The organism is Streptomyces sp. NPDC058284, assembly GCF_042881135.1.
Lineage (GTDB): Bacteria > Actinomycetota > Actinomycetes > Streptomycetales > Streptomycetaceae > Streptomyces.
In genome coordinates this window covers 20,332-34,343 of sequence record NZ_JBHVYE010000042.1, presented here as the reverse complement: position 1 = coordinate 34,343, position 14,012 = coordinate 20,332, and the positions used below count along the sequence as shown (strand labels likewise).

The following is a 14,012-nucleotide window of genomic DNA, read 5'->3' as shown; positions in this document are numbered from 1 at the left end:
ACGTACGGCGAGCGGGTCAGGCGACCGAGAGCTCGACCTTGATGTTGCCGCGCGTGGCGTTCGAGTAGGGGCACACCTGGTGGGCCTTCTCGACCAGGGACTGCGCGGTGGCCGCGTCCACGTTCGGAATGGAGGCGGTGATCGCGACCTCCAGGCCGAAGCCGCCGGCCTCGTTCTGGCCGATGCCGACCTTGGCGGTCACGGTCGAGCCGGAGATGTCGGCGTTCTCCTTGCGGGCGACCACGCCGAGGGCGCCCTGGAAGCAGGCGCTGTAACCGGCGGCGAAGAGCTGCTCGGGGTTGGTGCCCGCGCCGCTGCCACCCATCTCCTTCGGCGGGTTCACGACGACGTCGAGCTTGCCGTCGTCGCTGGCCACGCGGCCGTCACGGCCGTTCTCTGCGGTGGCGACGGCGGTGTACTTGACGTCGATCTTCTGGATGGACATGAGTTCCTGTTCCTCCTGAGATGTGACGTGGTGCGCGCCCACAACCACGGTTTGTGGAATTAGGTTATCGGATACCGGAAGTCGCCTGGCGGGCGTCCCGGCGGACGCCACACAGGCCCTCAGGCGAGGGAGACGATCATCTTGCCGGTGTTCTCACCGCGGAGCATGCCGAGGAATGCGTCCACGCCGTTCTCCACGCCCTCGACAACCGTCTCCTTGTACTTGAGCTCGCCGGAGCGGACCCAGGCGCCGACCTCGCGCACGAACTCGGGCTGGAGGTCGTTGTGGTCCTGCACGAGCATGCCCTGAAGGCGCAGGCGCTTGCCGATGACCAGGGCGAGGTTGCGCGGGGCCGGGGTCGGCTCGGTGTCGTTGTACCCGGCGATCATGCCGCAGATGGTGACGCGGCCGTGCACGTTCAGACGGCTGATGGCGGCTTCCAGGTGCTCGCCGCCGACGTTGTCGAAGTAGACGTCGATGCCGTCGGGGGCCACCTCCTTGAGCTGCTCGGCGACCGGCTTGTCGTCCTTGTAGTTGAAGGCCGCATCGAAGCCGTACTCCTCGACGAGGAGCTTGACCTTGTCGTCCGAGCCCGCCGAGCCGACAACGCGCGAGGCGCCCTTCAGCTTGGCGATCTGGCCGACCTGACCGCCGACGGCACCGGCGGCGCCGGAGACGAAGACCGCGTCGCCCTCCTTGAAGGAGGCGACCTCAAGGAGCCCGGCGTACGCGGTCAGGCCCGTCATGCCGAGTACGCCGAGGTACGCGGAGAGGGGCGCGGCCTGCGCGTCGACCTTGGTGGCGTGCTGGACGGGGACGGAGGCGTACTCGCGCCAGCCCGCGAAGTGCAGGACGTGGTCGCCGACCGCGAAGCCCTCGGCGTTCGAGGCGACGACCTCGCCGACCGCGCCGCCCTCCATGGGGCGGTCGAGCTGGAACGGCGGCACGTACGACTTCACGTCGTTCATCCGGCCCCGCATGTACGGGTCCACGGAGAAGTAGAGGTTGCGGACCAGGACGCGGCCCTCGGCCGGGGCCTCGACGGGGGCCTCGCGCAGCGCGAAGTCCTCCGGGACCGGCCAGCCCTCGGGGCGCCGCACGAGGTGCCATTCGCGGCTGACGGAGGGAAGCTGCTGCTCAGGGGTGACGGACATGAGGGGGTGTCCTCCTACGACGGTGCCATGGATGGCGGTACGACAAATACTTCAGAGCATGAAACAACCATGCTCCTGGATATTTCATGATGTCAAGTAACCCGGTAACCTGAAGAACATGTCCAGCAGCACGTCCAGCAACTCCGGGACCGGTACCCCGTCCCCCCGCGCCGACCCGCTGACGCTCGAGGTGGTCGAGCTCATCGGCTCGGTCGTGGCGCGCTACCACGAGGAGTACGAGGAGGCCGCGGCCGGGCATTCGCTGACCGGGGCGCAGGCCCGCGTACTGGGTCTGCTCTCCCTGGAACCTATGCCTATGCGTCGCATCGCGCAGAAGTTGAAGTGCGAGCCGTCGAACATCACGGGGATCGTGGACCGCCTCGAGGCCCGCGGCCTCGTCGAGCGGCGCCCCGACGCGACCGACCGCCGCGTGAAGCTGGCAGCGCCGACGGAGGAGGGCGCCGAGGTCGCCCGTAGCCTGCGGGAGTCCCTGCACTTCGCGCGGGAGCCGTTGGCCGAGCTGTCCCGGGACGAGCGGGTCGCTTTGCGCGGGCTTTTGCGGAGGATGCTGGGCGAAGAGGGCTGAGAGCCTGTCTTTGAACCCCCGCCTGCGCCCCGGCGCCCGGCACGCACGCTCGGCGCACGGAGCCCCAGGACAGGTGGCTCCGCCACATGACCTGGGACTCCGCACACCGATCGCACGCACCGAACACCGCTGCGCCCGCGCTTCGCGCGGACGACGGGGGTTCAAAGACAGGCTCTGAGTGGCTTGCCGGGTCTTACGTGCACCACCAGAGGAAGCGGTGGCAGGTCTTGGTGGGGGTCGGGGCCGGGGGGCCCGTCGGGGCGGGGTGCTCGGTGGCCGGTGGGGCGGTTGGGCGGGGCGTGGTGCCGGGGCGGGGGGCCTGGGTGGGGGCGGTGGTGCGGGACGGGGCGTCTTCCTGTTCGCCGTTGCTGTTCCTGCCCTGTCCGTCCTGGGCGCCGTTCGCGGCCTCGCGCTGTCTCGCCAGCTCCTCCTCCGCCCGCCGCCGCTCGGCCTCCGCCGCCGACCCGGAGGGCGCCGCCGACCGCGCCGCCACGTCCTCGACCGCCGCCGCACCGACCGCGCCGCCGTCGGGGCCCGTGGAATCCGTCGGGGACGGGCCTCCTGCGACGTCGCCGTCCGGTGCGGACGACCGCACGGGACTCTCGGTAGCCCCCTCCGTACCCAGCTCCGCCAGGCTCAGGCCGCCCGCTGCGAGTGCCAGGCCCGCCGTGATGAAGAGGACCTTGCGGCGCCTGCGCCGGTGCGCTCTGCGGCTGCGCTCCTTGCGGCGGCCGCGGGGGCGCGGGGACGGCTCCTCGTACCCGTCGTCGCAGGCGTCCGGTTCCTCCGGGGGCGCGGCGGCCGACCGCGCGTACGCCCGGCACGCTTCGGCAGGAATTCCGCACCCCGGGCAGGCGAGGGCGCCATTGAGGTGCCTGCGGCACGGGAGGCAGTAGTCCATGAGGCATGGAGGCTAGGTGCCGTCTCGGCGGGAGCGGAAGTCGACGCTGTGAAGGTTGTGTGCGGAATCGGAAGGTCCGGTCACGGTCGGACGTCGGGTCCGGGTGTCACGTTCTGCCCACAAGGCCCCGCAATCGGCGGGCCCGCAGCACCAATTCAAGTTCGAACCGGCGGTCCGGGTCGTCAATCTCGTCACCCCAGAGTTCCCTGATCTGGCGTAGGCGGTAGCGCACCGTCTGGGGGTGGACGCCGAGGCGGGCCGCCACCTCCGGGGCGCCGCCGCGGGTCTCCAGCCAGGCGAGCAAGGTCTCCGCGAGGCGGCGGCCGTGGGCGGGCCCGCAGTGGTCCAGTGGGGCCAGACAGCGGCGGGCCAGGTCCTCGATGAGCTCCTCGGGCTGCAGGAGCACCAGCGCCTCGGTGTGCTGCGTGCAGTGCAGGACCTCGCCGGCGGGCAGCAGGCCGCGCTCCATGAGCCGTACCGCGGCCTCCGCCCAGCGCAGCGACTTCGCCGCGTCGGCCAGCGCCACGGGCGGGCCGATGGCGCCCGACCAGCCCGCCATGGCGCGGCGCAGCAGCTCGGGCCGCCCGGCCGCCTCGGGGTCCGGCACCACCATGCGGGGCTGCTCGGCCTCCATGTCGAGCAGGACGCCCGCCCCGACAGCGGGCGCGACGGCATCCCGAGCGGGGCGCAGCAGGACGCCGACGGCGACGCGTTCGGGCAGTTGCCAGCCGACGCGGGCGGCGCGTTCGCCGAGGCCGTGCCCGAAGGCCGCGGCTCCGGTACCGGAGGCCGAGCCGGATCCCGAGGACGACCCGGACTGCGGTCCGTGCGGCGCTCCCGGCGCCGTGTCGGAACGCCGCTCCGTCAGCAGCAGCTCCATCAACTTCCGTTGCAGCCGAAGCCGTTCGCCCGCCTCCCGCGCCGCCGCCTCCGCGTATCCGCGTACTGACTGGTCGACGAGGCCGTCCAGGTACTCGAAGCCCGACTCGGCGAGCTCGTACATGGCCGGCGGCGGGATCTCGATCTGCTGGCCGATCTCGGCGAGGCGCCGCCAGGCGAGGCGTACCCCCAGGCGGTAGATCGCCTGGAGCGAGTCGAGACTGCGGCCGTGCAGGCCCTCGCCGCGACCGAACTCCTGGAACACTTCCAGGTGGTAGCGCGGGCGCCCTTCCTGCGACGCCAGCTGCTGGACGAAACCTTCCAGCGCGCGGCGGATGCCGATCAGCGCCATCGGCTCGCCCGAGTCGTCGCGGACGACGGGTAGGCCGGGGTACTCGGCACGGATCTCGCGCAGGATGTCCTGGGCGAGCGCGGGCACCTCCTCCATGGCGAGCGCGGCGAACTCCCGTACCTGCCGCGGCGGCACGTCGCGCCAGGCGGAGCGGGCCGTGGGGCGGTCCGGGTCCTCGTCGGCGGTCATGGGGTCGGGGGCGACGGCCGTCTCGGCGGGCTGGGTGTCAGTCGCGGCCACGGTCGCTCACTGCCCCTGCGTCGCCGGTGCCTCGTAATGCACCAGTGGCGTGTTCGGCTGGTCCGGCGTGGCGTCGAGGAGGGCGACGATGCCGAGCGCCGCGCCCACGGCGAGCAGCGCCCCGGCGGCGACGGTGAGTGAAGCGGCGAGCAATCGGTGCATGGTGAGGGTCAGCCTCTCTGTCGGAGGTCGTCCCCATCCCGGTCGCACAGTCCCCCGGCCGGGCCGAGCGGCTCGGGCCGCGTCGCCCCTGGCGCACAGCCCGTACCGGCCCCACCCGGCAAGTCCCCAGTCTCTGCAACGCATTGACACTTCGTCAAGGGTGCGCTTACGTTCCCGGCCCATACGGCTCGGTAACACTTCTCCCGCCTCAGCCCAGGAGTGACCTCATGCGCCGCACCGCCTCTCCCCTGTCACTGATCCTTCTCGGGCTCGGCGCGTTCCTGCTGGTTCTGGCGCCGATGCTGGCCTGGTACGTCGAGCCACGCGCGAAACGCACCCCGGTGGACATCGACACCATCACCGTCTTCAAGGGCAAGGGGAGCTACTTCGACACGGAGAAGATCAAGACCGTCCACGACAAGAACCTCACCATCACGCGGCAGGTGCGCGGCGACGTGGCGGACAGCGAGGACAGCGGGCGGGCGGTCTGGGACGTGTCCACGTCCGTCGATCCGGACAAGTCGCTGCCCGCGGCCGACCCGCACGACTCGCTCCAGTGGACGCTGGAGCGCTGGGTCACCGACCGGAGGACGAACGCGCCGGTGCACTGCTGCGGCGAGAAGCCGTACTTCGAGGGCGAGGCCTACCTGAAGTTCCCCTTCGACGTGGAGAAGCGCTCCTACCGCTGGTGGGACAACACGCTGGGCGCGACCGTGCCGCTCACCTACCGGGGCACGAAGAAGATCCAGGGGTACGAGGGGCTCCGCTTCACGGCCACCGTGCGGCCCACCAAGACCGGTACGCGTCAGGTGCCGGGGACCTTGGTCGGCCGGCCGAAGCAGGGCCAGGTCATCGCGGACGAGTACTACGCCAACCACGGCATCGAGCTCGTCGCCGACCAGCGCACCGGCCGGATCATCTACGCCGCCATCGGGCCCCGCAAGACGCTGCGCGCGCCGGGGTCGAGCAAGGACTCGACGGTGCTGCTCGACAGTGAGCGGATCGCGTTCACGCCTGCCACGCAGAAGGACCAGGTGAAGCTCGCCGACGACGACAGCAGCCGGCTGAAGCTGGTCGGCGAGACGCTTCCGGTCGGCGCGGCCGTGCTGGGCGCAGTGCTCGCGGTGGCCGGAATCGTGCTCGTCGTGCGCGGACGGCGCGGCGACGGGGCACCCGGTCCCGGAGGGCGGCGGCGCGGTTCGGCGGAGCCGGGGAGTCCGGATCCCGGGACGTCACCGACAGCCCTGCAGTCGACCACGATGTGATGCGGCATCAGCTCTCGAAAGCCCGGAAATTGTCACTTCGGTGAGTAGCCGCGCGGTTCCGGGCGGCGAAAACTGTCCACCCCCACCCGAGCACGGTCCCCGCACCACCCGAGCGCAGTCCCCGCACCACCCGCGCACAGCCACCGCACCACCCGCGCACAGCCACCGCACCACCCGCGCATAGCCACCGCCCCGCAGGCCTGCAAGACCTACAAGAGCCGCAAGACCCGCAAGACCCGCAACATCCGCAGTACCCCACAAAACCGTTCCTCCCGACCGGACCCCCCACAGTTCCGCACCCTGAGACGAGTTGGAGCACGTATGCCCCAGCACGTACCGTCCTCGCTGCGCTCGGCCGCCCCACGCCCCGCGCAGCACCCTCCGGCGTCTCCCCCACATCCGCGCCGGATCGTCTTCCTCGCCCACCGCGACCTCGGCAATCCGGCCGCGGGCGGCTCCGAACTCCTCGTCGACCGGCTCGCCGACGGACTCAGCAAACAGGGCCATCAGGTCACGTTGCTGTGCGGCGGGCCCGCCGCGTACCGCGACTACCGCGTGGTCTCCGCGGGCAGCGACAAGGGTCACTACCTACGGGCACGTTCCGCGTTCACCCGGCAGATCGGCGACTGCGACCTGCTCGTCGAGGTCTGCAACGGCATGCCGTACCTGGCGCCGCTCTGGCATCGCGGGCCCACCCTGTGCCTGGTCAACCACGTACACACCGACTTATGGGGGATGCGCTTCCAGGGCGCGCTTGCCCCCGCCGCCCGGCTCGGCCGACGGCTTGAGCACTGGGCCCTCTCCGGGGCGCAGCGCGGCAATCTGCTGGTGGCCGTCTCGCCGTCGACGGCCACGGCGCTGCGGGCGATCGGCGTCGAGCGCGAACGCATCCGGATCGTGCACAACGGCGTCGAGGAGCCGGGGCCGCTGCACGCCCGCTCCGACGAGCCGCTCTTCCTGGCGATGGGGCGGCTCGTCGAGTACAAGCGGATCGATCTGCTGCTCCGGCTGTGGGAGCGCGTCAGGCCCGTCACGGGCGGCCGGCTCGTGATCGTGGGCGACGGCCCCGAAAGGCGGCGACTCGAACAACTCGCGGGCCCCGGCGTCGAGTTCAGGGGCCACGTCCCCGAGGCGGAGAAGCACCGACTGCTCTGCGAGGCCTGGATGCTGCTCCATCCGTCGGCCGTGGAGGGCTGGGGGCTCGTCATCACCGAGGCGGCGACGCGCTCGACGCCCTCGATCGGCTTCGACGTCCCGGGGGTGCGCGACTCCATAGAGGACGGCGCGACGGGCCTGCTCGCGCGGGGCGAGAGCTCCTTCGCCGCCGCCTGGTGCACCCTCGCCCTCAGCGCCGAGCGCCGCAGAGCGCTCGGCAAGGCCGCCGGCGAGCGGGCCTCCCGGTTCCGCTGGGGCAACACGGTGCGGCAGTTCCAGGCGGTGGCGGCCGAGGCGGCCGCCGCGCACCTGGCGGCTGCCGGGCCCCCGGCACCTCAGGGGGCTGCGTGAAGGACCCCTCGCTGCGCCGTTCAGCCACCCTCCTGAGGGCCTTCCTGCGCGAGCAGCGGGAGCCCGAGCGGTGCTACACGCTCCTCGCCCGCGACGCCGCCGACCAGGTCGAGGCGTACGGGCCGGTCGGCGGCCGGGTCGTCGTCGACGTCGGCGGCGGGGGCGGCTACTTCACCGAGGAGTTCCGGCGGCGCGGCGCGCAGTGCTTCCTCTTCGAGCCGGATCAGGACGAGTTGGGGGCCAAGCCGCCCGAGGGTGCCGTGGTGGCCGACGGGTATCTGCTGCCGCTCGCGGACGGGGTCGCCGACGTCGCGTTCTCCTCGAACGTCCTGGAGCACGTCGACGACCCGCAGACGTTCCTGAGCGAGCTGGTCCGGGTGACAAGGCCGGGCGGGCTGATCTATGTCTCGTTCACCAACTGGCTCTCGCCCTGGGGCGGCCACGAGTGGGCGCCCTGGCACTACCTGGGCGCCGAGCGGGCCCGCGTCCGCTACGAGCGGCGTACCGGAAGGCCCGCGAAGCACACGCTGGGCGAGAACCTCTTCGCGCACCACGTCGGTACGACCCTGCGCCAGGTGCGGGCCCGCACCGACGTGGACGTCGTGTCGGCGCGCTCGCGCTACTGGCCGTTCCTGGCCGGGGCGATCACCAAGGTGCCGGGTGTGCGCGAGGTCGCGACCTGGAACCTCCTCCTCATCCTCAGGCGGTGTCCATGACCACGGTCCAGGCCCCACCCCCGGCGGCCGTCCGGCCCACGACCGATGCCCCTGAACCCTCGCGGGGGCCGCGCTCGCGGCGCTGGTTGCTGGGGTTCTGGGCCGTGGTGTTCTTGGCGTTCCTCGCGGTGGAGCCGGGGCGGATGACGTTCGACACCAAGCTCGGTGTCACCGTCGACCCCTGGCAGTTCCTCTCCGACCTGGGCCAGCTGTGGCACGACCGGGGCGGCTTCGGCGGGATCCAGGACCAGTACGTCGGGTACGTCTTCCCGATGCTGCCGTTCTACGGCCTGGCGAAGCTCGTGCACCTGCCGGTCTGGCTCGCCGAGCGGCTCTGGCTCTCGCTGATCGTGACGGTGGCGTTCTGGGGCGCCATGCGCCTGGCCGAGCGCCTGGGCATCGGCAGCCGGCACAGCAGGCTCCTCGGCGCGGTGGTGTACGCGCTGTGGCCGACGTTCACGATCGTGATCGGGTCGACGTCGGCCGCCGTGCTGCCCGGCGCGGTGCTGCCGTGGGTGCTGCTCCCGCTGACCGACGCGCGGATCAGCGCGCGCCTCGCCGCGTGCCGCTCGGCGCTGATCATCCCGTTCATGGGCGGTGTCAACGCGGCGGCGACGCTCGCCTCCCTGCTTCCCGTGGCCCTCTACCTCCTCTCCAGACCGGGCGGCCCGCGCAAGCGGAAGCTGATCATCTGGTGGGTGCCCGGGGTCGTCCTCGCCACCGCCTGGTGGGTCGTGCCACTGCTCATGCTCGGCATCTACGGCGAGAACTTCCTGCCCTACGTGGAGAACTCGGCCACCACGACGGGCACGATGTCGGCGACGGAGACGCTGCGCGGCGCCGGCAACTGGGTCGCGTACCTGCACTTCGGCGAGGCCTGGCTGCCCGCGGGCTGGACGGTGGCGACGGCCGTGGTGGCCGTCGTCTGCTCGGCGCTCGCCGCGGCGCTCGGTCTCGCGGGCCTGGCCCGGCGCGATCTACCGGAGCGGCGCTGGCTGGTCCTGACGGTCCTGTCCGTCGCCCTGATCACCCTGGCCGGGTACGGCGGCGCGTTCGGCGCCCCCTTCCACGGGACCGTCCAGTCGTGGCTGGACGGCGGGCTCGTCCCCTTCCGCAACATCTACAAGTTCCAGACGGGGCTCGCCCTCGCGCTCGCCTTCGGCCTGATGCACCTGGTGGGGGTGGCCGCCCAGGCGCGCGGCGCGCGCCCGGTGCGCGGCAGGCGGTACGCGCCGCTGATCGCCGCGGTCCTCGTCCTGCCCGGCCTGGCGTGGCCGTACCTCAACGGCTCGATCCTGCAGCCGGGTTCGTTCCAAAAGCTGCCGACGTACTGGCAGGCGACGGCCGACTGGCTGGAGAAGTACTCCCCCGACTCCCGCGCCCTGGTCGTCCCCGCGACCGCGCACGGCATCTACACCTGGGGCTCCCCCATCGACCAGCCCCTGGACGTGCTCGCCGATTCGCGCTGGGCGCAGCGCGACTACGTGCCGTTCGGAGCGCGGGGCAACCGCCGCGCGATGGACGCGGTCGAGCAGGCGCTGATGACGGGCGGCGAAGTCCCGGGTCTGCGCGACTACCTGACCCGCGCCGGCCTCTACTACGTCGTCGTACGCAACGACCTCGACCCCGACCAGGTCGGCCACGTCCCGTCCGCGACCGTGAAGCGCACCCTGGAGGAGTCGGGCTTCAGCCGGGTGACGGGCCTCGGTCCGACGACGACCGACGGGAAGATCGCCGAGGACACCCCGCTCCAGATCGAGGGGCTCTATCCGCGCCAGCGCGCCGTGGAGATCTACGCCCCCGGCAAGGGCGCGGAGCGGCCCGGCCAGGCGGGCCTGAAGCCGGTGTCCAACACGGCGGTCGTCAGCGGCGGCCCCGAGTCCCTGCTGCCGCTCTCCGCCGACCCCTCGATGCGGGACCGTCCTGCCGTCCTGACCGGCGACAACCACCCCGGTGTCGGCACGCCGGGATGGCAGGTGGTCGGTGACGGCCTGCGCCGCGCCGACACCCGCTTCGGCGTGGTCAACACCAACACCTCCTACACGTACGGGCGCGACGAGCGGAACGCGGTCGACGCCCAGCAGGACGCCGGCAGGAAGCCGCGCCAGATCCTGCCCACCAAGGGCATCGAGCACCAGACGACGGCGGAGTTGCGCGGCGCCAAGTCGGTCTCGGCGTCCAGCTACGGCAACTGGTTCTTCCACCTGCCGCAGTACGACCCGGCGAACGCCTTCGACGGAAACCCGGCCACGGCATGGGCCGAGGGCAACTCCGGTTCCTCGGACGGCGAATGGATCAAGGCGGAGTTCAACTCCAAAATCACGCTTCCTGCTTCCTTCCGCGTCACGCCGCTGCCGCAGAACGGCGCCCGGTCCGCGCCGACCCGGGTGCGCGTGGAGAGCGAGCGGGGCAGCGTGACCAGCAACCTCCAGCCGAACGGCACGACCCAGCGGATCAAGGCCCGCGCGGGCAGCACGGGCTGGGTCAAGATCACGATTGTGGACACCCAGGAGCCGCACCCCGGTCTGACGGGCGCCGGTTTCGCGGAGATCGGCATCCCGGGCGTACGCGTCACCAAGCTCCTCCAGCTCCCGACGGACGCGGAGAAGTCCACGGACGCCGGCGCCAGGACGTACGCGCTGCACCGCTCCTCCGACCCGAGCGCGCTCTCGCCGGTGAACGCCGAGTCGGGCCTGCACCGCCGGTTCACGACGGCGGGCGACGGCACGTACACGTTCAAGGCGAGCGCGGTGGCCGTGCCGGGCGCCGAACTCGACGACCTGCTCTACAAGGTGGCGCCCGAGCAGGAGCAGCAGATCATCGCCACGGCGGACTCCACGGCGAAGCTCGGCAGCACCCTGTCGCCACGCAACCTCACGGACGGCGATCTGACGACGGGGTGGATCGCGGGCTCCGACACCCCGGTGATCCACCTCAAGTGGCCGGACAAGCAGCCGGTGGGCGAGATCGTGCTGCCCGCGGCGGGCGGCATCTCCACCCGCCCCGAGCAGATCGAGATCAGCTCCCCGGACGGCGCGGCGACCGCGGGCGTCGACGAGAACGGCAACGCCCGCTTCGCCCCGATCACCACCGACCGGATGGACATCACCATCACGGAGACGGCCCCGCTGACGGTGCACAACCCGCTGGCGGACAGCGACCTCCAGCTCCCCGTGGGCCTCACCGAGGTGTACGTCCCGGCCCTCGACAAGTACCGCACCCCACAGCCCGCGCCCGACGCGGACTTCTCGCTGCCCTGCGGCCAGGGCCCGAACATGGCGATCGACGGCGAGCTGTACCAGACCGCCGCCAAGGGCAAGGTCCGCGACCTCACCGAGCGGCGCCCCGTCGACATCACGCTCTGCCGGCGCGGCAAGAAGGACTCCGAGGTCCGGCTGGGCGCGGGCGCGCACAGCGTGGAGACGGGCGACGCGGGCCCGCTGACCGTCATGGACGCGTCGCTGACCCACGGCACGCCGGCCGCGGCCGACAGCGCCTCGCGCGAGCTGAAGGTCAAGGACTGGCTCGGCGACCGCCGCGAGCTCACGGTCGGCTCGGGAGCGGCCTCGTACCTCACGACGTACGAGAACGTGAACGACGGCTGGAAGGCCGAGCTCAACGGCAAGGAGCTGACCTCGGTACGGCTCGACGGCTGGCAGCAGGGCTGGCTCGTGCCCAAGGGCGAGGGCGGCACCGTCAAGCTCACCTACGAGCCGTCGCAGATCTACGAGATCGGCCTGATCCTGGCCGGTGTCGGCGTACTCGTCCTGATCGCCCTGGCCGTGCTGTGGCGGCGCGAGAAGGAGCAGGACGCCGTGCCCCTCGCGCCGCCCGCCCCCGGCCTGCTGCTCGGCACGGTGGCGCTCACGCTGGTGGCCGCGGTGATCGCGGGCCCCTTCGCCCTGCTGGTCCCGGCCCTCGCGCTGCTCGCCCGGTGGCGCCACGCGCTCCTGGTGCCGGTCGCGTTCCTCGCGATGGCCGGCGCGGGCATCGCGGCGGCGACGGGCGTGGGCGGCTCCTTCACACCCGAGGAGGGAACCTTCGGCCACCCGGCCCAACTCCTCGCCCTCATCGCGCTGTTCGCGGCGCTGGTGTCCGTACGCGAGACACAGCCACGGGTCACGGATACGTTGGAGTACGGCCCGCCACCCGCCCCGACGACGCCCCCGCTGCCCCGCCGCGAGCGCGCCACGGACCCCCCGCCACCCGGCGAGGCGGGCCCGACCGTCTCGGCCCGCGGCCCCGCCGCCGCCCAGCCGGACCCCGCGCCACCGAGCCACAGAACGGCACGCTTCCCCCGACGCAGGCGTACGTCCACGACAGGAGAAGGCACCCAGCGATGACCGCACTGGAACATCCGGCACGACGGGCGGGCGGCCCCGCGCGGCCGCCGTCCCGCGTACCGTTCCCCGTCGTCGACGAGGTCTCACGGCACTGCCTCCAGGAGGAGGAGCCGGAGACCGTGCACATCGAGGTGCACCTTCCGGGCACCCCGGACCCGGCCCGCCTGAAGGCCGCCTTCACCGAGGCCCTCCGCCGCCACCCACGCATCCTGATGCGGGAGGCCAGGGGCCCTTGGTACCGCCGCCGCTACGAGTGGGAACTGACGACGGGCCCCGACACAGAAGTCGTCACCTTCCCGGCCCCCGAACCGGACGCCCTCAAACGGGCCCGCGAAAGAGCGCTGGCAGAGGCACCCTCACTGGCCACATCACCTCCCGTCCGCCTGGAGGTGATAGTGGCGGCAGACGCCCCGCCGACGGACGGCCGCGCGACCGACGCACGGGGACGCACCGGTACTTCCGCCCGGCCCACAGAGACGCAAGAGCCCCACGCACCCGCCCCCGCCGAGGGCACCCGCTCCGTCCTGCTCCTCACCATCAACCACACGGCCCTGGACGGCCCCGCCTGCCTACGCGTCCTCGCCACCGCCGCCGAGCTCTACGGCGGCCAGGACAACTCCCCCGCGGCGCCCCCCTCCCGCGCCCCCACCGACCAGGCCGCCACCCCCGAACCCCCACCCGACGCGAAACCCGGCTGGTCACCCCCCGCCCGGGTCGCGAAAGGCACCCCCGACCCCTCCCCCGGCAACGGCATGCTGGTGGCGGAGCTGCCCGTGCCCCGCCGCCCCAAGGGCTCCCCCTTCACGGTGAACGACCAGCTCATGGTGGCGACCGCGCTGATGATCGCGCACTGGAACCGCGAACACGGAGCGCGCCCGCGCCCCTTCCGCATCACGATGCCCGTCGACGACCGCCCGCGTGACGCCACCATGCCGATGGGCAACGGCACCCGCCTGGTGGAAGTGCCCTTCGCGGCGGACGAGTTGGCGCACCGCGACTGGACCCCGGAGGCGATCCACGACCTCCTGCGCCGCACCTCCGACCGCACCCGCGCCCTGAAGGCGCTGCCCCGCCCCCAGCTGGGCCACGGCGCCGCGCTCCTGACCGCGCCCGTCCTGCCCGTCACCCTCAGGGCCGCCGTCACCCGCGGTCTGCGCAGGGCCGCCGCGCCCTGGACGTCGACCACGCTCCTGAGCAACATCGGCCGCGTCCCGTACGCGCTGGACTTCGGTGACGCGGGCCGCGCGCACGCCGTGTGGTTCTCGGCACCGGCCAGGCTGCCCCGCGGGCTCACCGTGACCACGGCGTCGACTGCGGGCCGCCTGCACCTGGCCCTGCGCTGGTCGAGGACGCTGCTCAGCCACGGCGACGGGGCGCACCTGCGCGACCTGTTCGAGCACTACCTCCACGCGACGGAACACACCGAACCCCACGGGACCCCCGGGGAGCCCAAGTGACCACCG

At 72.4% G+C, this 14,012-nt stretch carries 12 protein-coding genes; 6 read left to right on the top strand and 6 right to left on the bottom strand.

Annotated elements, in window-relative coordinates; translation table 11 throughout:
- Positions 1-16: 16 nt before the first annotated feature.
- Entirely contained in the window at positions 17-445 is a 429-nt protein-coding gene (locus tag ACFVYR_RS35430; RefSeq protein ID WP_384263452.1) for an organic hydroperoxide resistance protein, read from the bottom strand.
- A gap of 119 nt (positions 446-564) precedes the next feature.
- A complete protein-coding gene (locus ACFVYR_RS35425) occupies positions 565-1,599 on the bottom strand; it encodes an NADP-dependent oxidoreductase (RefSeq protein WP_384263449.1) in 1,035 nt (344 codons plus the stop codon).
- A gap of 118 nt (positions 1,600-1,717) precedes the next feature.
- Between ACFVYR_RS35425 and ACFVYR_RS35420 the strand changes: the two genes are divergently transcribed.
- Positions 1,718-2,185 carry a MarR family winged helix-turn-helix transcriptional regulator gene (locus ACFVYR_RS35420; RefSeq protein ID WP_384263447.1) on the top strand — a complete coding sequence of 156 codons (468 nt, stop codon included), beginning with the start codon at positions 1,718-1,720 and terminating at the stop codon, positions 2,183-2,185.
- A 193-nt stretch (positions 2,186-2,378) separates the two neighbouring features.
- Here the strand turns inward: ACFVYR_RS35420 and ACFVYR_RS35415 are convergent, their stop codons facing one another.
- The 3 genes from ACFVYR_RS35415 to ACFVYR_RS35405 all read right to left on the bottom strand — a co-directional run bounded on the left by ACFVYR_RS35415 (position 2,379) and on the right by ACFVYR_RS35405 (position 4,710).
- A complete protein-coding gene (locus tag ACFVYR_RS35415) occupies positions 2,379-3,086 on the bottom strand; it encodes a hypothetical protein (protein ID WP_384255384.1) in 708 nt (235 codons plus the stop codon).
- Positions 3,087-3,192: 106 nt separating this feature from the next.
- On the bottom strand, positions 3,193-4,506 hold the full coding sequence (locus ACFVYR_RS35410; protein ID WP_384255401.1) for a helix-turn-helix domain-containing protein: 1,314 nt from the start codon (positions 4,504-4,506) through the stop codon (positions 3,193-3,195).
- 57 nt (positions 4,507-4,563) lie between these two features.
- Positions 4,564-4,710: a hypothetical protein gene (locus ACFVYR_RS35405; RefSeq protein WP_384255403.1), complete on the bottom strand. Its 147-nt coding sequence runs from the start codon at positions 4,708-4,710 to the stop codon at positions 4,564-4,566.
- A gap of 236 nt (positions 4,711-4,946) precedes the next feature.
- Between ACFVYR_RS35405 and ACFVYR_RS35400 the strand changes: the two genes are divergently transcribed.
- From ACFVYR_RS35400 to ACFVYR_RS35390, 3 genes are all read left to right on the top strand, one after another.
- Positions 4,947-5,984: a DUF3068 domain-containing protein gene (locus tag ACFVYR_RS35400; RefSeq protein WP_384255382.1), complete on the top strand. Its 1,038-nt coding sequence runs from the start codon at positions 4,947-4,949 to the stop codon at positions 5,982-5,984.
- Positions 5,985-6,305: 321 nt separating this feature from the next.
- Entirely contained in the window at positions 6,306-7,490 is a 1,185-nt protein-coding gene (locus ACFVYR_RS35395) for a glycosyltransferase family 4 protein (protein ID WP_384255379.1), read from the top strand.
- The gene (locus ACFVYR_RS35390) at positions 7,487-8,206 is read left to right on the top strand and encodes a class I SAM-dependent methyltransferase (RefSeq protein WP_384255377.1); all 720 of its coding nucleotides are present in this window, start codon (positions 7,487-7,489) and stop codon (positions 8,204-8,206) included. Before ACFVYR_RS35395 ends, ACFVYR_RS35390 begins: the two co-directional genes overlap by 4 nt.
- On the opposite strand, the gene ACFVYR_RS35385 is transcribed toward ACFVYR_RS35390, so the two are convergent.
- Positions 8,190-8,363, bottom strand: coding sequence for a hypothetical protein (locus ACFVYR_RS35385; protein ID WP_384255375.1), 174 nt, complete (start codon positions 8,361-8,363; stop codon positions 8,190-8,192). The two genes, ACFVYR_RS35390 and ACFVYR_RS35385, sit on opposite strands and share 17 nt — an antisense overlap.
- Between ACFVYR_RS35385 and ACFVYR_RS35380 the strand changes: the two genes are divergently transcribed.
- Entirely contained in the window at positions 8,350-12,549 is a 4,200-nt protein-coding gene (locus tag ACFVYR_RS35380; protein WP_384255372.1) for an alpha-(1->3)-arabinofuranosyltransferase family protein, read from the top strand. The two genes, ACFVYR_RS35385 and ACFVYR_RS35380, sit on opposite strands and share 14 nt — an antisense overlap.
- Positions 12,546-14,006: a condensation protein gene (locus ACFVYR_RS35375; RefSeq protein WP_384255370.1), complete on the top strand. Its 1,461-nt coding sequence runs from the start codon at positions 12,546-12,548 to the stop codon at positions 14,004-14,006. Before ACFVYR_RS35380 ends, ACFVYR_RS35375 begins: the two co-directional genes overlap by 4 nt.
- Positions 14,007-14,012 lie beyond the last annotated feature (6 nt).